At 60.5% G+C, this 20525-nt stretch carries 20 protein-coding genes; 3 read left to right on the forward strand and 17 right to left on the reverse strand.

The genetic code is table 11. The features are described from left to right. Positions 1-20: 20 nt before the first annotated feature. From RlegSU303_RS26170 to oiaX, 15 genes are all read right to left on the reverse strand, one after another. Positions 21-1541: a DUF5060 domain-containing protein gene (locus tag RlegSU303_RS26170; protein WP_131718380.1), complete on the reverse strand. Its 1521-nt coding sequence runs from the start codon at positions 1539-1541 to the stop codon at positions 21-23. Positions 1542-1574: 33 nt separating this feature from the next. Continuing rightward, positions 1575-2459 (reverse strand): carbohydrate ABC transporter permease, encoded by an 885-nt coding sequence (locus RlegSU303_RS26175; protein WP_020047421.1) that lies wholly within the window; start codon positions 2457-2459, stop codon positions 1575-1577. Beyond that, on the reverse strand, positions 2456-3355 hold the full coding sequence (locus RlegSU303_RS26180; protein ID WP_094087995.1) for a carbohydrate ABC transporter permease: 900 nt from the start codon (positions 3353-3355) through the stop codon (positions 2456-2458). Before RlegSU303_RS26180 ends, RlegSU303_RS26175 begins: the two co-directional genes overlap by 4 nt. A gap of 93 nt (positions 3356-3448) precedes the next feature. Further along, the gene (locus RlegSU303_RS26185) at positions 3449-4702 is read right to left on the reverse strand and encodes an ABC transporter substrate-binding protein (protein WP_131718379.1); all 1254 of its coding nucleotides are present in this window, start codon (positions 4700-4702) and stop codon (positions 3449-3451) included. A gap of 70 nt (positions 4703-4772) precedes the next feature. Beyond that, positions 4773-5417 carry a dihydroxyacetone kinase subunit DhaL gene (dhaL, locus tag RlegSU303_RS26190; protein WP_131718378.1) on the reverse strand — a complete coding sequence of 215 codons (645 nt, stop codon included), beginning with the start codon at positions 5415-5417 and terminating at the stop codon, positions 4773-4775. 3 nt (positions 5418-5420) lie between these two features. Next, positions 5421-6425 (reverse strand): dihydroxyacetone kinase subunit DhaK, encoded by a 1005-nt coding sequence (locus RlegSU303_RS26195; RefSeq protein WP_094087992.1) that lies wholly within the window; start codon positions 6423-6425, stop codon positions 5421-5423. A 55-nt stretch (positions 6426-6480) separates the two neighbouring features. Beyond that, a complete protein-coding gene (gene apnL, locus RlegSU303_RS26200) occupies positions 6481-8340 on the reverse strand; it encodes a D-apionate lactonase (protein ID WP_131718377.1) in 1860 nt (619 codons plus the stop codon). Continuing rightward, positions 8337-9371, reverse strand: a complete 1035-nt coding sequence (locus tag RlegSU303_RS26205) for a Gfo/Idh/MocA family protein (RefSeq protein ID WP_131718376.1) — start codon at positions 9369-9371, stop codon at positions 8337-8339. Before RlegSU303_RS26205 ends, apnL begins: the two co-directional genes overlap by 4 nt. A gap of 1 nt (position 9372) precedes the next feature. Beyond that, complete coding sequence (locus RlegSU303_RS26210; RefSeq protein ID WP_017957302.1) at positions 9373-10437, reverse strand: ABC transporter permease; 1065 nt, start codon at positions 10435-10437, stop codon at positions 9373-9375. Next, on the reverse strand, positions 10434-11984 hold the full coding sequence (locus RlegSU303_RS26215; RefSeq protein ID WP_131718375.1) for a sugar ABC transporter ATP-binding protein: 1551 nt from the start codon (positions 11982-11984) through the stop codon (positions 10434-10436). Before RlegSU303_RS26215 ends, RlegSU303_RS26210 begins: the two co-directional genes overlap by 4 nt. Continuing rightward, positions 11981-12625 carry a DUF2291 family protein gene (locus RlegSU303_RS26220; RefSeq protein ID WP_131718374.1) on the reverse strand — a complete coding sequence of 215 codons (645 nt, stop codon included), beginning with the start codon at positions 12623-12625 and terminating at the stop codon, positions 11981-11983. Before RlegSU303_RS26220 ends, RlegSU303_RS26215 begins: the two co-directional genes overlap by 4 nt. A gap of 73 nt (positions 12626-12698) precedes the next feature. Next, a complete protein-coding gene (locus tag RlegSU303_RS26225; protein WP_131718373.1) occupies positions 12699-13640 on the reverse strand; it encodes a D-ribose ABC transporter substrate-binding protein in 942 nt (313 codons plus the stop codon). A 75-nt stretch (positions 13641-13715) separates the two neighbouring features. Further along, a complete protein-coding gene (locus tag RlegSU303_RS26230) occupies positions 13716-14543 on the reverse strand; it encodes a phosphogluconate dehydrogenase C-terminal domain-containing protein (RefSeq protein ID WP_017957298.1) in 828 nt (275 codons plus the stop codon). Positions 14544-14663: 120 nt separating this feature from the next. Beyond that, positions 14664-16001: a four-carbon acid sugar kinase family protein gene (locus RlegSU303_RS26235; protein ID WP_017957297.1), complete on the reverse strand. Its 1338-nt coding sequence runs from the start codon at positions 15999-16001 to the stop codon at positions 14664-14666. Positions 16002-16006: 5 nt separating this feature from the next. Beyond that, positions 16007-17302, reverse strand: coding sequence for a 3-oxo-isoapionate-4-phosphate decarboxylase OiaX (gene oiaX / locus RlegSU303_RS26240; protein ID WP_181018168.1), 1296 nt, complete (start codon positions 17300-17302; stop codon positions 16007-16009). 138 nt (positions 17303-17440) lie between these two features. On the opposite strand from oiaX, the gene RlegSU303_RS26245 reads away from it, so the two are divergent. The 3 genes from RlegSU303_RS26245 (at position 17441) to RlegSU303_RS26255 (ending at position 19574) form a co-directional block, all read left to right on the forward strand. After that, positions 17441-18145: a transcriptional regulator NanR gene (locus tag RlegSU303_RS26245; protein WP_131708248.1), complete on the forward strand. Its 705-nt coding sequence runs from the start codon at positions 17441-17443 to the stop codon at positions 18143-18145. A gap of 169 nt (positions 18146-18314) precedes the next feature. Continuing rightward, positions 18315-18629, forward strand: a complete 315-nt coding sequence (locus tag RlegSU303_RS26250) for a hypothetical protein (RefSeq protein WP_131718372.1) — start codon at positions 18315-18317, stop codon at positions 18627-18629. A 417-nt stretch (positions 18630-19046) separates the two neighbouring features. After that, on the forward strand, positions 19047-19574 hold the full coding sequence (locus RlegSU303_RS26255; protein ID WP_131718371.1) for a sigma-70 family RNA polymerase sigma factor: 528 nt from the start codon (positions 19047-19049) through the stop codon (positions 19572-19574). Positions 19575-19794: 220 nt separating this feature from the next. On the opposite strand, the gene RlegSU303_RS26260 is transcribed toward RlegSU303_RS26255, so the two are convergent. After that, positions 19795-20046: a hypothetical protein gene (locus RlegSU303_RS26260; RefSeq protein WP_231283906.1), complete on the reverse strand. Its 252-nt coding sequence runs from the start codon at positions 20044-20046 to the stop codon at positions 19795-19797. 65 nt (positions 20047-20111) lie between these two features. After that, positions 20112-20372 (reverse strand): hypothetical protein, encoded by a 261-nt coding sequence (locus tag RlegSU303_RS26265; RefSeq protein ID WP_131718370.1) that lies wholly within the window; start codon positions 20370-20372, stop codon positions 20112-20114. Between the last annotated feature and the right edge of the window lie 153 nt (positions 20373-20525).

The raw sequence follows: 20525 nt of genomic DNA on the forward strand, positions 1-20525 counted from the left end.
TTCGTACCCCTTGTCATCTTCTAGCGCTTCCTGCGCACGCGCAGTGCCTGGTAGGGCTTGCGCGGAATTTTCACGCCGAAGGCCGCGTCCGGCTTGCCGCCGCGCACGACCGAGCCATGGCGCGTCGGATGCGGAACGGGAGCCGCCACCTTCTCGACCGGCGTGATCGTCATCTCCCATGTGTCGATGAGATCGACATCATAGTCGTCGCCGTCGACCGGCAGGCCCGTGGACCAGATCACTGGCTGATGCTCGCCGAAATAGATCAGGCGGAAATCGCCGTCGCCGTCGCGCGCGCCCGACACACGGGACCAGGGCCATTCGCCGATGATGCCCAGCGGCTCGAGCCCGTACTTGACATCGGCTTCCAGGAGGTCGCGGAGGAAGGCGATGCGCTTCCACGCTTCGCCACGCAGTTCCCCGCCTTTTGCCCACCAGATCAGGTCCTCGGGATGGGAATAGGTTTCGCCATGGCCGGCATAGCCGCCGCGCGCCATCGTGATCCAGAAGCGATGCACGAGCTCCTGCGCATTGAGATTGCCCCATGATTGCAGGATGTCGCCCTCATATTCGGGCTCGTCGTTGACGACAGGCTTGCCGTAGGCATCGCGCCATTCCTGGGTCCGCTTGACGTCGGGGTTTTGAATGCAGGTGTGCGTGACCCACGGCTTGCGATGATCGAAATTCGCCGTCACGTCGCCATTATGGATGGAGCGCAGGTGCTGGTAGGGGTCGTTCTCTTCCAGGATGTGGAAGTAGCGATCCCACTGTTCCATCGGCTTCGTATCGATGAGGAAATCATATTCGTTGGCAAGCGACCACCAGACGTTCCGGTAGGCGGCGAGACGAGCGGCCAGATATTCGACATAGCGAAAATCTTGTTTCGCCGACATGTCGGCATAGCCCCACCGGTCATAGGGGTGGAAGATGATGATATCGGCTTCGATCCCCAATTCGCAGAGCGCTGCGACCTGCTTTTCGAAGTGCTGGAACGAGGCGGGGTTCGGACGGTCGAAGTCTTCCCTTCCGTCCGCCCCGCGTTCGAAGCAGGCGTGCAGCGGCTCGTTGACGTTATAGGGATAGTCCTTCGGAAACACGCCCATCCGCATCTTGTTGAAGCGGGCCTTCTTGAGGGTTTCGAGGGTCTGCTTCTGCATGTCGAGCGGCTGGTGCGTCCAGGCATAGCAGGTCGTCCCGAAGGATAGGAACGGGGTGCCGTCGGCATAGGCGAAGTGGAACTTGTTGCGCACGCGCACTGGGCCGTGATTGCCGGCCGAAGGCCTGGTCGCAATCAGTGCGCCGGTCTTGCCGTCGAGTACGGCAGTCTTGGAACGGGTCAGAAACGACCATTCGCCCTCGCTATCCGGCATGAAGCGGATGCGGTAGGTGCCGTTGCCATCATAAAAGCCCGGCACGCGAACTTCGCGGCTCTTGTGGGTGAATACGGCATCGAATGCCACGTCGAGATAGGGATTTCCGCCGGAGGGTCCATCAAAAGAGGCCTCGAACACGCCCCATTTTTCGACAGTTGCATCAGACATAGAATATTCTCCTCGTGAATGCTTTTGTGGTCGCTAGCCTTTGACGGCGCCGGAGGTGAGGCCAGAGACGAAGTAACGCTGGAAGATGAGATAGACGATCGTCGCCGGCAGGACGGTCATCACAATGGCGGCATTGAGCTGGCCGTAATTGCTCGAGAACTGCCCCTGAAACGACATCAGGCCGAGCGGCAAGGTCCACATGTGCTGATCCTGGAGCAGCACCAGCGCCATGGCGAATTCGTTCCAGGTGGAAACGAAGTCGAGGATGAGCAGTGCGGCAAGCACGGGCAGGCACACAGGCAGAAAGATCCGTCTGAAGATGATGAAGTGACTGGCGCCGTCGATCAGTGCTGCCTCCGACAGCTCCTTGGGAATGCTCTTGAAGAAGCCGTGCAGGATGAAAACCTGATAGGGAACGCCGAAGGCGATGTAGGGAAGGATGACGCCCGGATAGGTGTCGATCAGGCCGAACGAATTGACCAGGGTGAAGAGCGGCGCAAGCATTACCTGGAAGGGGATCATCGTGCCGAACACCACGAGCAGCAGCAGGGCCTTGGTGATCTTCAGCTTGATCTTGGCAAGGGCATAGGCGGCCATCGCCGAAAGGAACAGCCCGAGCGGCACCTTGATGACGGTGATGATGACGCTGTTGAAGAAGGAGTTTGCGAAGTTGCCGCGGCTCCATGCGGCGCTGTAGTTTTCGAAAGCGAGCTCGGTTGGCGGCACGAAGGCGCCCGTACCCGTCACCGCCGCCGGCGTTTTCAAGGAGGTGAAGACGATGAAGACGAATGGCGCGACCCAGACGAGCGCCACGATAACAAGCGTGATCCAGAGGCCGATCAGAATCGGATCCCGCTTCATCGACGATGGTTCGACCTGCAGATGCACTGCGGTCTGGTCGGTCGGTACTGCTGTCACGATTCAACCTCCTCGTGCTTCTGGGTCCATTTGAGATAGGGAATGACGACGGCCATGGTGATCAGCAGCAGCACGACCGAAATCGCCGCGCCTCGTCCGAAATCGAAGATCTGCATCGCCTGCGTGAATGCCCAGAGCGCCAGCATCTGGGTGGACTGCGCCGGCCCGCCGCCGGTCAGGCCGTAAACGATGTCGAAGGCCTTCAGGGAGGAGATGACGGAAAGAACGAGAACGATCGTGATCGTTGGGCGCAAGGCCGGCAATGTCACGTGCTTGAATACCTTCCAGCGGCCGGCGCCATCGATGCGCGCTGCCTCGACGAGCGTCTGAGAGACATTCTGCAGGCCCGCGAGAAACAGGACCATCGAGAAGCCAACCGTCTGCCACAAATAGGCGACGAAAACCGAATAAAGGGCGATATCCCGGTTGCCCAGCCAGTCATTGATCCAGCCTTGCATGCCCCAGGAGGTGAGCAGCTGGCTGAAAAGGCCGAAGAACGGATCGTACATCCACTTCCACATGGTGGCCACCGCGATCGGCGCGATGATGACAGGCAGATAGAAGATGGCCCTGAGGCCATTGCGGCCGAATATCTTCTGATTGAGGCTGAGCGCCAGCAGCAGTCCGACCATCGGCGGAAAAATCAGGCTCATCAGGGTCCAGATCACCGTGTTGCGAAAGGCAACCCAGAACACAGGATCTCTTGTGAAAATTGCCTGGTAGTTCGCAATCCCCACGAATTGTCGATTGGGATCAAGCCCGTTCCATTTCTGAAAGCTCAGGATCACGACGTTGAGCATCGGATAGAGAGCGAAGACGGCATAGATTGCCAGGGCCGGCACGAGCAGGATGAGCGCTTGTACGCGCGGATCATGTGTCGATTGTCGAAGTGACATGTTTTCCTCCTGGCGGTGCATTTGCTGCCAGCTCACGAAAGAATGTGCCAGCCGCGCGACCCTGAGGTCGATCGGCTGGCGCCTCGGGAGGAATCAGGTTCGGCTTGCGATAAAGCTCTGCAGCTGCTTGGCGGCATCGGCCGGCTCGGTGTTGCCGGAAGCAACATCGTTGATGACCCGGAAATATTCCGTCGTGACATCGAGCGGGAACGCCTGGTCGCCGTTCATGTAGACCTTGCCGTATTTCTGGAAGATCCCCAGCCATTCCGCCTCGAGCGGCTTCTGGTTGGCATACTGCACGTTCTTGTTGACGGAGGTCGAACTCAGCTGGCCGAGCAGATCCTGCTGGACCTTCGTCGAGAGGAAGTAGTCGAGGAACTTCGCCGCTACATCAGGGCTCTTGCTCTTGGTGCTGATGTAATTGTACTCGGCAAAGCCATAGAGGCGGTCGGTATTGGTCGGGAAGGGGAAAATGCCGTAGTCGTCGAGATTGGCGCCCGAGCCGTTAAGCTGGCTGACCAGCCAGTCGCCTTCGAGCATCATCGCCGCGCGGCCTGCGGTGAAGAGGCTGTAGGACTGTTTATTGTCGATGCCCATGAATGGCTGCAGCGTATAGTCCTTCGTCCATTTCGCAAATTCTGCGAATGAGTCCGCCGCGCAGGGTTCCTTGGTCCAGTCCAGCGTCATCGCCTTCAGCGCGTCGTGCTTTTCAGCGCCGCACTTCGTTTCAAGGATAACGTCCATGAGACGCATGACGTGCCAGTTGACCGTACCGCCGAAGGTGAAGGCGGGAATGCCAGCGGCCTTCAGCTTATCGGCTGCGGCAAGGAGTTCTTCGTAGGTCTTCGGCTCTTCCTTGATGCCGGCCTGTTCGAACAGCTTCTTGTTGTAATAGACGGCCTCACCCTTGAAGGTGAAGGGAACGCCGTGTTTGCCGCCGGGATAGAGGTCGGCAAAAGCCGCTGCCGAGGGCAACAATTCGTCGCTCCACTTATACTCGGCATAGTATTTGTCGAGCGGCAAGGACAGACCGGCCTTCACATATTCGCCGCCGAGACCGAGGCCGGCCCAGCTGAAATAGATGTCGGGTCCCTTGTCGGAGCCCGCAGCGACGCGCAATGCGGTCTTGTGCTCGTCGACGGCGCGCTGGACGATCTCGACATGCGTTCCGGGGTTTGCAGCTTCAAAGTCTGTCGCCACCTTCTTCAGGGCCGTATTGGCAGCATTGTTGTCGAAGTTGAGGGTCCAGAGCGTGATGTCTTCAGCAAGAACCGGCGTGGCCGATAGCGACGCCACGGCGATCGCAATGATGCTCGCAGTCTTCAATTTCGCAGAAAGGGTCAGCATTACCGTCCTCCTCTTGTAAAGCCGGCCCCTTGTTGCAGATACTCATCGACATGTCAACTGGTATGATGAGCTAACCATTGTCGCACTGCGCAAATTTTGCCATTGCGGCGATGATGATGACGGCCGAGGCGGCACCGGGATCGATGTGCCCGATCACGCGGTCCCCCAATCGCGAAGCCCGTCCCTTGGCCGCCTTCATGTTGCTGGTCGCTTCACAGCCTGCCCGCGCTGCCCGCTCGGCTGCCTCGAAGCATTGGGGGAGGGGCTTTCCCGACTGCCAGGCATCGAGTGCCGCGTCGGCCGCGGGCTTCCAGGCGTCAACCATCGTCTTTTCACCGGGTTCGGCCTTTCCGCGTTCCTGGATTCCCTGCGCCATCGCGGCGAAGACACGCAGGAAGTCGTCGTCGCTCAATGTCTGCTTGTCTTTGGTGGCCGCTCCGGCACGCATGAAGGCCGTGGCATATAGCGGGCCGGACGAAGCGCCGACCGCATTCAGGAAAGCCTTTGCAGCGACATTGAATGCGGTTGTCGGGGCAATCCCGGCGTCAAGCTCGCCGACCGCTTTCGCCGCGGCCTGGCAGCCTGCATCCATGGCAAGGCCGTGATCCCCATCGCCGATGGCGCCGTCCAACGCGCAGAGATGGTCGCTCTCTGCTGCAATATCCTTGGCAATCCCGGCAAACATGCACTGCAGGTCTTCGGTCGTAAACGTCATCGATTACCTCGCAAACATCGCGCAATCACAGGGGTGGTCGATCAATCGCTGAAGCTCGTCATCGAGATGCATGGCCGTGATCGATGCGCCGGCCATTTCGAGCGAGGTGCAGTAATTCCCAACGAGCGACGTATGGAGGATGAGCCCGGCATCGTCGAGCCGGGACCTCACGCGCCGCATGATAATGTAGAGTTCCATCATCGGGGTCGAACCCAGCGAATTGACGAGCACGGCGACACGATCGCCCCGGGCTGCTTTCATTTCGCGAAGAATGCTGTCCATGAGTTCGTCGGTCACCTCGTCGGCCGTTCTCAGCGGCTCGCGCGCCACGCCAGGCTCCCCATGGATACCCATTCCGATCTCCATCTCCCCTTCGCCGATCAGGAAGTTCGGCCGGAGGGTCTGGGGCAGCGAACAGGGCGAAAGCGCCACACCCATCGTATAGGTTCGCGCATTGGCATGGCGGGCGACACGCTCGACATCGTCAAACGAGTAGAGAAGATCGCAGGCTGCGCCGGCAGCCTTGAAGATGAAGACGTTGCCTGCCACGCCTCGTCGCTTGTCCCGCTGATCGGCAGGGGCGGACGCTACATCATCCGTGGTGAGCACGGTGCGCACTTCGATCTCATCGAGAGCAAGCATTTCGGCAGCCATGTCGAAGTTCATCACGTCGCCGGCATAATTTCCATACATGAACAGCACGCCGGCGCCGCCGTCGACCGCCATGGCGCAGGCGATGATCGGATCGGGCGGCGGCGACGCGAAGACGTTGCCGATTGCGGCCGCGTCCGCCAGCCCCTTGCCGACAAACCCCAGAAATGTCGGTTCGTGCCCCGATCCGCCGCCGATGACCAAGCCGACCTTGCCCTTGCGGGGCCCGTTTCTGGCAATGATCGCGCGGGGCATGTTCTCCACGGCGTACAGATGGCGCGGATGCGCCGCCAGAACGCCTTGCAGCATCTCATCGACGGCATCTGCGCCGGCATTGATAAGCTTCTTCGTCTTCATGCTGATCCTCCCAGTGCGAGCTCCACCTGCATAAATGCGATTGCACCGCCGAAGGTCAATCCGCCAGCGGGAGGGCTGCGGTCGCAAACGGCGCGAGCAGCAACTCTTTGCCCGCATCTGCCGGCCGGCATGCGCCGCAATCGACCTTTCGTTCTTCGCCCGTCAGATTGACGACGTGAAGCCTGGCGCCTGCGACATCCCGTGCAACGAAAGACAGGACCTCGGAGGGCGAGGAGGAGACGCATTCCTGCCAGGATGCGCCAGCCAATCGGGACAATGTGTGCACGGTGTTGAACAACGGGCGCCGTCCGCCTTGCTCGGTCGGTTCGGCCGGACCGGCGATCAAACCGAACGGGCCTGACAAGGCCGAGAGCGTCAGGCATTCCAGACCGGCATCCAGCACCCGTATCGCGTAACCGAGCGCGAAGGCCTCCGCGAAGCGTCCATTGTGGCGCGGGTCGCGATTGGCCATCGGGATGCGCGCGCCCGCCGGATTGTCCATCGTGCGGCTGCCATAGGGGTTTTGCCGCATCGGGATCGTCGACGGGCCGATCCGGTAGGGCTTGTCGCCATAGATCGCTCGAACGGATCGCGTGATGAAAGGCAGCGCTTCCAATGTCTGTATGACGCTGAGATCGTCGGCGGCGTGGACGATCGGATTGGTGCAGTGGCTGACGAAGTCGAGCTGTCCACTGGGGACGCGCTTCCGATTGAGTTCGGTGAAGTAGCTCAGCATGCCGCCGCCGATGCGAATGCCGGGAAAGGCGGCGCGGGCAGCCGTATAGACCTCATCCAGCGGCGGGCATTCCGGCCATTTGCTGCCCGGCGGCGTCGATTGCCGGTCGACGGAAGGCGAGATCATGATCGCATCCGGTCTGAATCCCGCCAGCCGCATCTGGCGGGCGATCTCGGCCGCCTCGCTTGACGGGGACGATTTGCAGGGAAGGGCGATCTCCAGCGTCGAGCGGCCGCGATGGGCCGCGGCGAGTACGGCGAACTGCGCGAGCGCGTCGACGCCGTGCCCGGCACCGGGGTCGAAATGGAAGAGGAGTTCCTGGGGAGCGATCTCCGACAGGACGGACTTTGCCGACAGTGTCGCATCGGCCTCTTCGGGCGTAATGATCACGCCGATATCAGGCATGGTGCCGGTGCGCGCACCGAGTTCAAGTTTTACGGCGCCGCCTGACATTCCAGGGGGACGCCGTGTCGAGCCGCGTGCGTCCCTGATAACAAGCGATGTTTTCTGCCGGACCGGCCGATCAGCGGGCATTTGGTACGGCCAGGGAAGAGCGAGCGGTCTGACATAGGTCTTATAGGATGCGTCCGACCAGTTCCTTTGATCTTCCATTTCAGATGTATCGCCCTCCATCCGGCATTCCGCCTGAACGTCAGGCATAACCGCGTGGGTGATGGCGCGCATGTCCTTGAACGGCTGCCAGGGCTCGATGACATCGGGAAACCGTGTTGCCACGATCTGCCCGTCGACATGCTCGACCGTCGCCGGTGAACCCGCCACGCCGACGATCGGATGCAGAATGCAGAAGCCGCAGCGGTTGGTCTCGAAGCCGGTCGGGGCGATGGCTTCGGCCTCGAAGTCGAGCCGGTCCGGACTTCCGACGATGCGAACATCGATGATGAGCTTTGTATCATCCGGTCCCTCGCAGCGGGCGAGATAGGCGACCTCGAAACGATCGTCACTCTGCTCGATCCTGAGATCGGTGATCTCGGGGCTGTAGGTCCCCCAGTCCCGGTCGCGAACGAGATAGGAAATCGCCCTCAGCACCTCGGTTCCATCGTAGCGGATCGTGCGGAGGTTACCGTTGGCGAGATCGGCTTCCAGTTTTCCGGCTCTCAGCCGAACCGGCGGCGTTTCAACGAGGCGAGTGCCGTAAAGCTGGAACGCATCGACCGTCATCGCAGCATCGCTCCGACGTCGATCGTCTGTCCCCTGGCCGCACTGTCATAGGCGGCCTCGACGAGCGCAAAAGTCTTCAGATTGTCCGCCCCGGAGGTCGAATGTTCGGCGCCGCGCTCCAGCTGGTCGACCCAATGCTGCTGGATGGCGTAGACGCTCTCCTGGATATTGTGCCACGGTCGCGAGGCCCATGACAGCAGCTTCGGCGACACGTCAGTGGTGGTGGTGCCCTTGGCGTTGGTGATTTCAAGGCCGTAACCCTGGGTCAGGCGGATCGTGCCCTCCGAACCGTCGAGCTCGATCAAGGTCTCGGGGAACGGCTCCTTCGAGAGCTTGGTGGCGTAGCTGACGTCGACGACCGACGTGGCGCCGTTTTCGTGATCGAGCAGAATGGTCGCGACATCCTCGCCCTTGATATTGGGATTGACCCGCTTGGTGCGGGCCGTGAGCGATCGAACGTCGCCAAGGATATAGCGGGCGATATCGAGCGTATGGATGCCGAGGTCTTCGATGATGAAACGTTCGCCTTCGGCCAGATAAGGCTGGCCGGAGAAGACGTCGTAAGCCGAACGGAAAGAGAAACGACCCCAGAAGGGCGTGCCGATCGCATCCGCGTGCAGCGCCTTGCGCACTGCCTGGATCGGCGTCTGCCAGCGAAAGTTCTCGTGCACCATCAGCGATATGCCGGCATTGCGACACGCCTCGACCATCGCCTTCGCGTCCGACAAGGTCTTGGCGAACGGCTTCTGGCAGATGGCCGGCACCTTGTTCCGAGCCGCCATTTCGACGAGAAAGCGATGGCTTTGCACTGTCGTGGCGATATCGACGAAATCGAAACCGCCATCGGCAAACATCGCCTCGGCATCACTGTATCGACGCTCGATGCCGAACTGGTCGCCGACGATCTTCAGCCGTTCCGGATCGCGATCGCAGATCGCAACGATGTCAGCGCCCCGAACGTCGTTCCAGGCATGCATCTGGTTGATCGCAAAGAAACCGCAACCGATCAAAGCCCCTTTCAATTCCGTCATCTCAACCTGCCTTTGCCATCTGCATGAGGGTGACGCGCTGCTGCAGGCGGCGCTGCGCCTGGTCGACGACGACAGCAATGATGATGACGAGGCCCTTGATGACCATCTGCCAGAAGGAGGAGACGCCCATCATTACCAATCCGTCGGAGAGAATGCCGATGACGAAGGCGCCGATGATCGTGCCGCCGATCGTGCCGCGGCCGCCCGACATCGAGGTGCCGCCGAGCACCGCTGCGGCGATCGCATTGAGTTCGAAGCTTTCGCCGGTCGCCGGATGGGCTGCCATCAGTTCGGAGGAGATGACGACGCCGACGATTGCGGCGCACAGTCCGGAGAACATGTAGACAAAGATTTTCACGACATCGACCCGGATACCGGACATGCGCGCGGCCCGTTCATTGCCGCCGACGGCGAAGATATGACGGCCAATCGGCGTCGAACGGGCGACATAGGCCGCCAGCAGCGCCAACACGATCAGGATCCAGATCGATACCGGCAGACCGAGAATTCGTCCCGCGCCGAAGAAATCGAAGCCGGTTGTCGCATATTCAGGCCGGCCGACCAGGTTCGGAAAGGTCTGGCCGTCCGACGACAGTAAAGCGAGACCGCGGGCGATATAGAGTGTGCCGAGTGTGGCGATGAAGGGCGCAACGTTGAGCTTGGTGATCAGCAGGCCGTTGATCAGACCGATGAGTAGGCCGATCGACAAAGTGATCAGCACGATCTCGAAGAGGTTGAAAAAGATCGTATAGCCGATCGGCAATTCGATGCCGTAAAGGATCAGGCCGCCGGCGACCATGCCGCAAAGCCCGACGATTGATCCGACCGAGAGATCGATGCCGCCTGTGATGATCACGAAGGTCATACCCATCGCCAGAAAGGCGTTCAGCGCCACATGCTTCGACATCAGGATCATGTTCGCCGTCGAGGTGAAGTTCGGTGCGAAGATCGCAAAGAAGATGATGACGGCAAACAGCGCGATGAACGTCCTGAGCTTCATCAGCGTCAGAAGCGCCGAGCCGTTGGCGCCCTTCGGCGCAAGAGTGGTTGATGTTGCCGCCATCATGACGCGAGTTTCCCTTGATGTCCGTGTCCCTTGGCCGAAGCCGCGATAATAGCTTCTTCCGTGGCTTCGTTGCGGTCGAAGACGGCGACCAGCTGGCCGTTGCTCAAGACCGCGATGCGATCGGAAAGCGCCATGACCTCCTCGAGGTCGGAAGTCGAAAACAGAATGGCGAGCCCGTTTGCCGCCAGCCGCCGCATGGTGCGGAAGACATCGGCCTTGGCGCCGACATCGATGCCACGGCTCGGCTCGTCCATCAGCAGCACCTTCGGATTGGTCATCAACGCCTTACCGATGACGACCTTCTGCTGGTTGCCGCCCGACATCGAGGTCACCTCGAAGTCTGGGTTCGGCGCCTTGATCGAGAGATCGCGGATCGCATCGCGAATGGCATTCTTTTCCGCACCCCTGTCGATATGGAAGAGCCGGGTGAAGCGGCCAAGGCTCGCCAGCGTCAGATTGGAGGCGATCGAGAGCACCTGGACCAGACCTTCCCGCTGCCGGTCTTCCGGAATGAGCGCAAGGCCCCGACGGATACGCCGCGTGGTGTCGCGGGCACGAACATGCTTGCCGTCGATGAAGATCTTGCCGGTCGAGTGCGTGTGCCGCCCGATCACGCATTCGAAGAATTCGCTACGCCCGGCGCCCATCAGGCCGTAGATGCCGAGGATTTCACCTGCCTTGACCGACAGGGAGACATCGTTGACCGAAAGCCCGCCCGTCGGCCGCGGCAGGCTGATATTTTCGGCGCGAAAGACCTCGGCTCCGACGGCGTGGTCCACGGACTTTGCAAAGTCCTTGGCATCCGAGCCGATCATCGAGCGCACGATCCAGCGTGTGTCGATGTCGCGGACCATTGCCTCACCGGTGACCTGACCGTCACGCAGCACCGTGATGTAATCGCCGATCCGCATCAGTTCTTCGAGCCGGTGCGAGATATAGACGATTGCAACACCCTGGGCCTTCAGTTCCGCGATCACCTTGAACAGGATCTCGACCTCGGCTGCCGAAAGCGCCGACGTCGGCTCGTCCATGATCAGGATCCGGGCATTCAACGACATTGCCTTGGCGATCTCGACGAGCTGCTGCTGGCCGATCGGCAGGTCCTCGACCATCGTATCCGCCTCGATCCCGGCATCGAGACGCTTCAGAAACGCATTGGCCTTTTGCACCTGCGCCTTGTGGTCGATGCCGAGGATGCCACGGGTGATTTCACGCCTGGCAAAGATGTTTTCTGCGACCGACATGTTGGCGAAGAGATTGAGCTCCTGAAAGATCATGCCGATGCCGTGCCGCTGCGCGTCTGCAGGGCTGTCGAAGGATACGGGCTTCCCATCCAGGATGATGCGTCCGAGCGTCGGACGCTCGACACCGGCGATGATCTTCATCAGTGTCGACTTGCCTGCACCGTTTTCGCCGACAAGGACGTTCACCGCGCCGCGGCGAAGCTCAAGATTGGCGCGCTTGACGGCGACGATGCCCGAATAGACCTTCGACACATCGTCGAGCCGCAGGATAACATCGTCCTTTTGTGCCTCTCCTTGGGTCATGGGCCGACCTTCAGTTCCGAAGGCGTGACGAGCGGCAACTCGCCGCTCTTCGGCAGCGGAAAGGCGCCGATCGCGGTCAACGTCTTGCCGGGGAGGCCCTCACGCGGGATGGCGGAGAGAAAGGTGGTATTGGCCTTCTCGTTGAAGGCTTTGCCGAACTGCGCCCACTCGATCTGGTTCTTGAATTCGTTGAAATTGACGAATTCCAGCGTGTCGCGGAGTGCCGTGCCGCGCAGCGCCGGCCCGATCTGCACCTTCGCATCGGCCTTGCCGTCGCCATCGGTGTCGACATCGAGCGTCGCCGCGCGCGAGGCTGTATCGGCCGCGACAACCTTGCCGCTGATCTTCACCGCATAGGTCCATGGCGAGCTGCTCTGCTTGCGGGGATTACCATATTTCTCGCCTGCGGTGTCGGCGCTGGAGGTGGCCAGTTGCATGACGTCCTTGAGGTCGCCGGCGCGCTTTTCGAAATATGGCACTGCCTCGGACTGCCAGATCGCCTCGACCTTTGCATTCGGGTCGAAGGCGGTCTTGGCCGCTGCCGCAGCCTTTTCCTCGGCCGTCGGCGTCTTGATGATCTTACAACCGGGCAAGGCGGCCGCCACGACGGCGGCGAGCAGGGCGCCCTTCATTCTCAACATGCTTTGAACCTCGACGTCTTGCAAAATGCATTGCGGAGGGCGCAGCGCTGCGCCCTCCGCAATTCGCGGCTGATCAGTTCGTCAGGGCGAAGGTTTCGAGCTTGCCGGCATTGTCGGCGTTGATGAGAACGCAATCCATCAGCTGCTTCTCTTCCTTTGGCGTCGTCTTGTTCTTGATGTAGGCGTCTGCCTGTTCCACCGCCAACTGAGCCTGTGCATAGGCTGGCTGCAGGACCGTTGCCTTGATGCCGCCCGACTTGATGGAGTCGCGCACGTCATTGGAACCGTCGAAGCCGACGACGATCACGTCCTTGCGACCGGCCGCCTGCAGCGCAGCGATGGCGCCCATGGCCATGGTGTCGTTCCCTGAAATGACGCCCTTGATGTCGGGATTTGCCTGGAGGATGGTTTCCATCTTCGAATAGGCTTCCGTCTGGCTCCAGTTGGCCGACTGCTTGGCGACTGACTTCAGCTCCGGGTAGTCGTCGATGACGTCATGATAGCCTTGCGAGCGGATGCCGGCATTGGTGTCGGATTCCTTGCCTACCAGCTGGACGTAATTGCCCTTCTCGCCCATCAGCTTGACGAATTCCTGCGCCCCGAGCTGGGCGCCCTGATAGTTGTTCGAGACGATCTGGGCGACGGCAACGCCCGTCGCGTTGATTTCGCGGTCGATCAGGAAGGAGGGGATGCCTGCATCCTTTGCCTTCTTGACGGCCGCGACGGAAGCGTCAGCTCCGGCATTGTCGAGGATGATCGCCTTGGCGCCGCGCCCGATCGCCGTGTCGATCATTTCGGACTGCTTGTTGGCGTCGTCGTCATGCGTCATGACGAGCGTTTCGTAGCCGAGCTCCTTCGCCTTGGCTTCAGCGCCGACGGCTTCGGCCTTGAAGAAGGGGTTGTCATGCGCCGGCGTGATAATGGCGATGAGATCGGCCGCAAAGGCCGGAAGAGCCGTTCCAAGCGCCAGTGCGCCGGCAAAAGCTGCAAGTGTCAGTCTGCGCGTCAGTTTCATGGTTTCCTCCCTGTTGTGAATGAAGCCCCTTCTCCCTGGGGCGGTTGAGGGGAGGGTTTGCCTCCCCAAGCCGGTTCAGGTGATGCGCCGGATGCTTTCGGCGATCTCCTGCGGTTCGAATACCTTTTTCCAGTCGTCGCGCATCAGAGCCGGGATGCCGAACTCGATCGCCTTGTTGCAGGCATCCGAGAATACGCCGTCGACTTCCTTGAAGATGACCGCGCCGAGCACGTTCATATGACCGAGCAGGAAGTCGCGGGCGGCCTGTTCCGGAACGCCGCGTGCCACGCATTCGTCCATGGCCTGTCGCATGACGACGAGCAGCGATGCGCAGACGGTTTCCGACAAGCCCGGTTCGAGCATGGCAAGCTGATCGACCGTGACCCGGTGCGAGCGCATGACCGGGGCCCAGATCAGCTTGGCGATTTCCTCGCCGAGCGCGTAGGCGCTTTCCGGACCCTGCATCAGCGCCGAGACGATATGCTGCTTGGCGAAGAGGCCGCCGAAGTGGTCCTTTTTCGCCTGCATGTCCGTCTCATCGTTGAAGATCGGCGGATGGCAGGGATGGGTGACGAAGTAGGTAAGATCATCGCGCTTCGGCAGGTGGCCGGCAAAGGGAGCCGCAGCGTCCAGCGCGATCACCATGGTACCTGATGCGAGCTTGTCGACGATGCCTGCCGCGACCTTGCCGATTGCCGTATCCGGCACGGCAAGGATCACCACCTCAGCGCCGTCGAGCCCGACATCGACGGGTACGCAATCGACACCGAGATCATTCTTCAAACGGGCCTTGCCTGCGTCGCTCACCTCGACATGGCGGACCTCGAAACGCGAGCCGTTGAGATTTTTGGCGAGCCGGTATCCCATTTTCCCGCCTGCGCCGAAGAGGGCAATCTTAGTCATGTTTCCTCACCTTTTCCGTTTCTGGATAGGATCATATACTGGTATGATGAGTCAATCACCATATCACTTAAATTATATGATCCACACGTTTTTCTCCGCCAAGCCGGATCATGGAAATCATCAGTGTTTCCTTCCCTCGCGGATCTGCGTGAAATAACCGTCAGTCCCGACCTGGCCGCCTTTGAGGGCGATCTGCAGGCCGTTGGTCGGCTGATAGTCGCCATGCGCAAGGCAAAGCGGAGAGCCTGGCGTCTGAGGCAGCGGAAGAAGCGTCGTCAGCGCGTCGATCTTCAACTGCCTGAGTGCGTGACTGGATGTGTCACCGCCGGCGACGACCGCACGTGATAGTGCTTCGTTCTCGATCAGGCGGCGCAAGATCGTGCCGAGCGCGCTCCCGAGCCGGTGACGAGCGCCCGGAAGCCTGTCTATGTCGGCGCCACGGTCCGCAGACGGGCCAAGCGCGGTGTACAGGATGACGCTCTTGCCTTGCCTGAGCTTCTGGATGCCGGCCTCTACCGCCGCATCCATCGCGGCTTCGCAATGTTCCGAGACCAGTGCAAGCGGATCGAGCGCGATGCTCTCGAAGCCGTTCTCGACAGCCGTCCGGATCTGGCGCTCGGTCGTCGGCGATACGCTGCCCGACACGACGGCGAGGCGGTCGACCGGGCCGACATCCGGAAACTCGGCGCCGCTGTTGGCGATGAAGCCGCTCCGCCGCCTAGCACTGAGCATGGCATATTCGATCCCGGAGGAGCCGGCGACAAAACTTCCGGAACGGCCGGTGACACGAAGCAGTTGTCGGCCCGCGGCCTCCTGCGTCGCCTCGGAGTCGACATCGATGAGCAGTATCCCTTCTGAAGTCGACGCGAGTTCATCGACACGCGCATCGGCGTCCATCGCGGTGATGGCGACGAGATCGGCGACCAGGACGGGAAGGGGGGTCTGCTTCGACAGGTGGACCGCAAGGTCCGCCTCGTCCATCGGAGTGACGGGATGGCGACTCATGACGGGATGGCGGTCGATGCGAAAGATCCGGCCCTGGTAAGCGGCAAAGAGATTGCCGAATGCCGTATAGCGTTTCAATTGCGGCGCGCCGACGATGACGGGCACGACGGATTGCCCGAAAACCGATCGGCCGATTTCGATCGCCTTGCCGATATTGCCGATGTCGGGGCTGGAATCGAAGGTCGAGCAGACCTTGTAGTGGCAGATGTCAGCACCGAGCGAATACAGCCACTCGAAAGCGCGCGAAAGGTGCTCTTGCATCCAGGCGGGGGTCTCGCTGCGGCTTGTCCCGGCAATGCCGATTGCGCGGCAATCCCCAAAGCGCGCGAGCAATTCCGGCGTCGGAATGTCGAGGAAGAGCACGGTCGACACGCCGTTCGAGGCCAAGGCCTCCATGACATCGGTTGAGCCGGTGAAGTCATCCCCGTAATAGCTGATGAGAGGTCCATCCATCGCGGTCACGCGCCCTTGCCGTCGCTGAATTTCGCAATCGAGGCGGCGAGCTCCGGATGATCTTTTGCGTAGGTCTCCAACGGGATGTCTGCGACGGCTGCCTGCCAGGCCTGCTGCACGGCCCGAACGCCGGCCGCCGGTCCGCCGGGATGGCTGACGATGCCGCCGCCGCAGAGATAGAGAAGATCGACGGTGCGGCCGGTCCGCTGATAGGTCTCAGGCGCCTGTCCTCCCCACTGACCCGAGCCTGCGACCGGAAGCGGGCAATCGGAGGCGTCGAAGAGCGGCGTGCTGACGGCCTTGAAGGAGGACACGAAGCTGTCGTCCGGCTCCCAATACTTGACCCTGATACCGTTGATCTGAAACTGGTCGACGCCCAGCAGCCGCCAGAACTGCTGGTAGACCTTGAAATCCATGCCGGCGCCCGGATCGCGCGTCAGCACGTCCCAACCATTTCGATGCGCGTGCAGCACCAGATTGGAGCGCTTGCGCAGAAAGCTCATGCCGCCGAAGCCGATCGAGTTGATGTTGACGACGGCGCAATTGCCGCCGGCCTTGGCGACGATGTCGTGGTTGCGCATCATCTCGTCGGGGTCTGCATGCGAGATGCCGAAGGCATACATGACCTTCTTGCCGGTCTTCTGCTCGTGATCGAGAATGCGCGGCATGATCGCCGCAACGCGGTCCTTGAGCGGCGAATAGGCCGGGCTCATCAGTTTTTCGTCATCCTTGATGAAGTCGACGCCGGATGAGATCAGCTCGCCGACGAGTTCCGCCGTTTCGTGCGGTCTGAGACCAAGCGCCGGCTTGACGATCGTTCCAATGATGGGTCGGCCTTCGACGCCGGTGAGGCGGCGGCTTCCAGGGATGCCGAACTGCGGTCCGGGATGCGCATTTTTGAAGGCTTCGGGCAGCGTCATGTCGACGATCCGGATGCCAGTCATGCCCTTGATGGAGTAGACGCCGCCGATTGCAATGGTCATCAATGCAGAAAGGTCTGTGCCGATCGCGTCCAGCGGAAAGGCGATGTCGACATCGGCGCGATGAAGCAGCGTGCCGGGGGCGACCTCGGGCCAAGTCGGGTGACGGGCGCCTTCGAGCGGACGGATCGCCAGCACACGGGCGGCGACACGCGATTTCAGCTCTTCGGTCTCGCCGGGGACGGGCACGAAGGTTCCGGTCGACTGGTCGCTCGCGATCTTTTCCGCCATCGCCTCGACGTTGCCGGGCGTTTCGATACGGTAGGTCAGGGTGATCATCATGAAACTGGTGGTTGCTCCTCTCGCCAGGTAGATTGCCATGGCGTCAACTCATGATCTGGTATAATGAGTATTCCAAATTATGAAAAGTAGAATCTTCGGATCCGCAAAATTTCGCCGACAGCTTTGTTCTCGACCCGGAAACTGTTAGGAGGAAACATTTTGAGCCAGCGAGATGTGATGACCCAGCCCCTCGAACAAATCGTCCGCCGGAAACTCTCTGACGAAGTGTTTGATCGACTTGAGCGAATGATCACCTCGGGCGAGCTTCAGCCCGGCGATGAAATGCCGTCCGAGCGCGTGCTGATGGAACGCTTCGGCGTTGGCCGGCCGGCGATCAGGGAGGCCATGCAGTCCCTTGCCAACAAAGGTCTTGTCAGCATTTCGCACGGAGAGCGGGCGAAGGTCCTCAGGCTGACGGCAAAGTCGATATTCCGCCAGGTCGATCTCACCGCCAAGATCATGCTGTCGCAATCAGCGGACTCGCTGGAGCATCTCAAGAGCGCCCGCATCTTCTTCGAAAGGGGCATGGCACGCGAGGCCGCGCAGCGGGCCTCCGCAAATGATATCGCCGACCTCAGGAACGTTATCGAACGCCAGCGAATGTCGCTTGGGCGGGCCGAAGAGTTCATCGACGCGGACATGGAATTCCACACCCGCATCGCGCAGATATCAGGCAACCCGATCTACGTCGCCGTCAGCGAAGCAATGCTTGCCTGGCTGAAGGAATACCATACCGAGATGCTGATCTGGACCGGCAAGGAAAAATTCACGCTCGCCGAACACGACGAAATCGTCGACCGCCTTGAAGCAAACGACGTGGATGGCTCGGAAACGGCACTGCTCAAGCATCTCGAGCGGTCGCGAGCGCTTTACGCGAAGTAGTCGCCATTCCCCTTGCGCGTCATAGCTGTCCCTTTTGCTGTTTCAGACCTCAACCTTGGCTGCGCGATGGCTGTGGACGCGGCAGTGCATTTTGTCGGCTGCAGCCGGAACAATGATCTAAGAATGAGGTTCTGAGTGGGTCAACAAGGATCCCAAGGAGGACATCACAATGCGTATGAAACTCGTAGCAGCGTCACTTTTGGCTATCGGCATGGCCACATCCGCCTTCGCCCAATCGAATCCGGCTCCGGCCGGTGCCACCATCGACAAGAATCAAGCCGATCAGGGTGGCGGCGCAGCCAGCGACACGAAGACCAAGAAGCCGATGGCAACGGATACCACCACGACGGGTTCCACGACCAGCGGCGCGACGGACAAGGTCAAGTGCCCCAATCCGGTCAATAACTCTGCCAAACTCCAGACACAAGGCGGCACGAGCAACGCGACCCCGATGGATGAGGCGTGCGCCGCGCATAATAATTGATCGGCCGCTTCACGAAAAAACCCCGCTTTTTGAACTGACCCCGGAAGTTGGAAACCCAACCTTGGTGTCAGTTCAGTTTGGCGGGGTTTTTGCGTAAGGAAACCCGAGGAAGCATAGCCGCCGAGGCGGCGACCCTTGCCGGCCGGCGTGATGGGTTTCAGGCCGCCCGCTTTCCCCCAAGCATTCGCGAACGACTGTGCGAGCGCCGTGAGTTTCTCGTCGCCTGCCTCTTCTCGGCCAGGTTGCTTGCAGCCGCGGGAAGGCATCGTTCCGGCCGAGCTTAGCGCCTACGCAAACGGAGGCAATTGCGACCAGCAGGCCCGCCGGGGGATGGCGCTGTCTATCGACATTGGTCCGGTATCGGACGGCAACGATTAGGACGTCCAGAACTTTCCTTTTCATCATAGGAGAGACAAAATGACGTTCTTATCTACGGTACGCTCTGCTTCTAACAGCAAAGAGACGTCCGCAATCCAGCTAGAAATCGTTGAACTGACGCCGGCGTTACGCGCCTTCGCCAGAAGGTTTCTGCGCAACGACGATGATATAGATGATCTTGTACAAGAAACACTGATGAAGGCATTAAACTCGCTTCATCTCTACCACCCAGGCACCTCGCTCAAATCCTGGCTTTTCACCATTCTTCGAAACACGTTCTGCACCAATTATCGCAAGCAAAGACGGGAACCGGCTGGCATGGACGTAGCGATGGAGCAGGTGTCGATCGCGCCAACCCAAGAGTGGGCTCTGCGTCAGCGTGAGTTGCAACAGGCGCTAACGCTGCTTCCCGACGACAGGCGCCGTGCCCTAACACTGGTGGCTACCGGGACGAGTTACGTGGACGCCGCCAGGATGTGCGGGTGCCGGATCGGCACATTGAAAAGCCGCGTGAGCCGCGCCCGCGAGTCCTTACTGTTGATGCTGGGAAACCACCTCCTCGATTGACTACGCTTGCGGTCAGGCGACTCAGTCGGCGAGGCAGCTCACTGAGGCTTTGCACATCCCCGGAGCTAGGCATCCCCTTATTCCACCCGCTGTTTGATGAAATCCGCAACGGCCTCTCAGTTCGATGTAAGCGCCGCGCTGGCTGGTGTCCGTCCCCGGGCCTTGTCTCCGTATGGGGAGCCGGCCGGCCAAACAATGGGACGCCGGCCCACGGCGTGTTTTATGCGCAATCTCGATGTGTCCGACGAATTTGCCATTCCTTGTACGGCTTTAACATCTGTCCCGGGAATCGTCTTTCTATGGCACTTTCGGTAAGGACGATTTTTGCGAAGTCTTCGTCGTGAGGCGAAGGATTAACCCAGGCTTCACTGCGGATTTCCAGATCTGCCATAATTGCGAAAAGCTCTTCATCCGTCATCGCCTCCAGAGCGGAGGCGAACGCCTGCTCCGCAGCAGCCACAAAACATCTCACAGTGCACCTCCTGCCGATGGCGGCGTCTGTAGCGTCAATGCACAGCACGCTCACGGCGGTTTGCTTCACTTTTCGGGCAAATCCTTTTCCTTCGTCGCAGCCGCCGCAAGGCTGTTCTGCGACCCATCTCTGTCGGATGCACGCAGGGGGGGCGTGGGCGCACTGGCGACATAAAGACCGAGTCCGAGAGCGCCGATGGCAACGACGAAAGCACCCGCAATGGCAGCGACCGCTCGTGGTCCATCCTGCTTGATCATTCCAAAGCCAAGGGCAACACCCAGGAGCGCCGCTCCGCCCGCGACCGTAAAAAGCCAGAGATAATTCATCGTCCTGCTCCCGATATCCGGCCACCCAACCTTGAATGACGACGAAGGTTCCCATCAATCTCACAACCGCTGCCATTCTCCGGGAATAGGGCGAACGCCTTCACAGATACTCGTGTCTTGCGTTTGTGCGGCGGATTGACGCACAACTCATGC

The sequence above is a fragment of the Rhizobium sp. SU303 genome, from assembly GCF_021052345.1.
Taxonomy (GTDB): domain Bacteria; phylum Pseudomonadota; class Alphaproteobacteria; order Rhizobiales; family Rhizobiaceae; genus Rhizobium; species Rhizobium laguerreae.

Coding starts and splice junctions, on each gene's coding strand:
- RlegSU303_RS26265 (WP_131718370.1), bottom strand. CDS start 20,372: ATGAATTATCTCTGGCTTTTTACGGTCGCGGGCGGAGCGGCGCTCCTG.
- RlegSU303_RS26245 (WP_131708248.1), top strand. CDS start 17,441: ATGACCCAGCCCCTCGAACAAATCGTCCGCCGGAAACTCTCTGACGAA.
- RlegSU303_RS26225 (WP_131718373.1), bottom strand. CDS start 13,640: ATGAAACTGACGCGCAGACTGACACTTGCAGCTTTTGCCGGCGCACTG.
- RlegSU303_RS26205 (WP_131718376.1), bottom strand. CDS start 9,371: ATGACGGAATTGAAAGGGGCTTTGATCGGTTGCGGTTTCTTTGCGATC.
- RlegSU303_RS26250 (WP_131718372.1), top strand. CDS start 18,315: ATGCGTATGAAACTCGTAGCAGCGTCACTTTTGGCTATCGGCATGGCC.
- RlegSU303_RS26215 (WP_131718375.1), bottom strand. CDS start 11,984: ATGACCCAAGGAGAGGCACAAAAGGACGATGTTATCCTGCGGCTCGAC.
- RlegSU303_RS26195 (WP_094087992.1), bottom strand. CDS start 6,425: ATGAAGACGAAGAAGCTTATCAATGCCGGCGCAGATGCCGTCGATGAG.
- oiaX (WP_181018168.1), bottom strand. CDS start 17,302: ATGGCAATCTACCTGGCGAGAGGAGCAACCACCAGTTTCATGATGATC.
- apnL (WP_131718377.1), bottom strand. CDS start 8,340: ATGACGGTCGATGCGTTCCAGCTTTACGGCACTCGCCTCGTTGAAACG.
- RlegSU303_RS26220 (WP_131718374.1), bottom strand. CDS start 12,625: ATGTTGAGAATGAAGGGCGCCCTGCTCGCCGCCGTCGTGGCGGCCGCC.
- RlegSU303_RS26235 (WP_017957297.1), bottom strand. CDS start 16,001: ATGGATGGACCTCTCATCAGCTATTACGGGGATGACTTCACCGGCTCA.
- dhaL (WP_131718378.1), bottom strand. CDS start 5,417: ATGACGTTTACGACCGAAGACCTGCAGTGCATGTTTGCCGGGATTGCC.
- RlegSU303_RS26185 (WP_131718379.1), bottom strand. CDS start 4,702: ATGCTGACCCTTTCTGCGAAATTGAAGACTGCGAGCATCATTGCGATC.
- RlegSU303_RS26255 (WP_131718371.1), top strand. CDS start 19,047: ATGACGTTCTTATCTACGGTACGCTCTGCTTCTAACAGCAAAGAGACG.
- RlegSU303_RS26170 (WP_131718380.1), bottom strand. CDS start 1,541: ATGTCTGATGCAACTGTCGAAAAATGGGGCGTGTTCGAGGCCTCTTTT.
- RlegSU303_RS26180 (WP_094087995.1), bottom strand. CDS start 3,355: ATGTCACTTCGACAATCGACACATGATCCGCGCGTACAAGCGCTCATC.
- RlegSU303_RS26210 (WP_017957302.1), bottom strand. CDS start 10,437: ATGATGGCGGCAACATCAACCACTCTTGCGCCGAAGGGCGCCAACGGC.
- RlegSU303_RS26230 (WP_017957298.1), bottom strand. CDS start 14,543: ATGACTAAGATTGCCCTCTTCGGCGCAGGCGGGAAAATGGGATACCGG.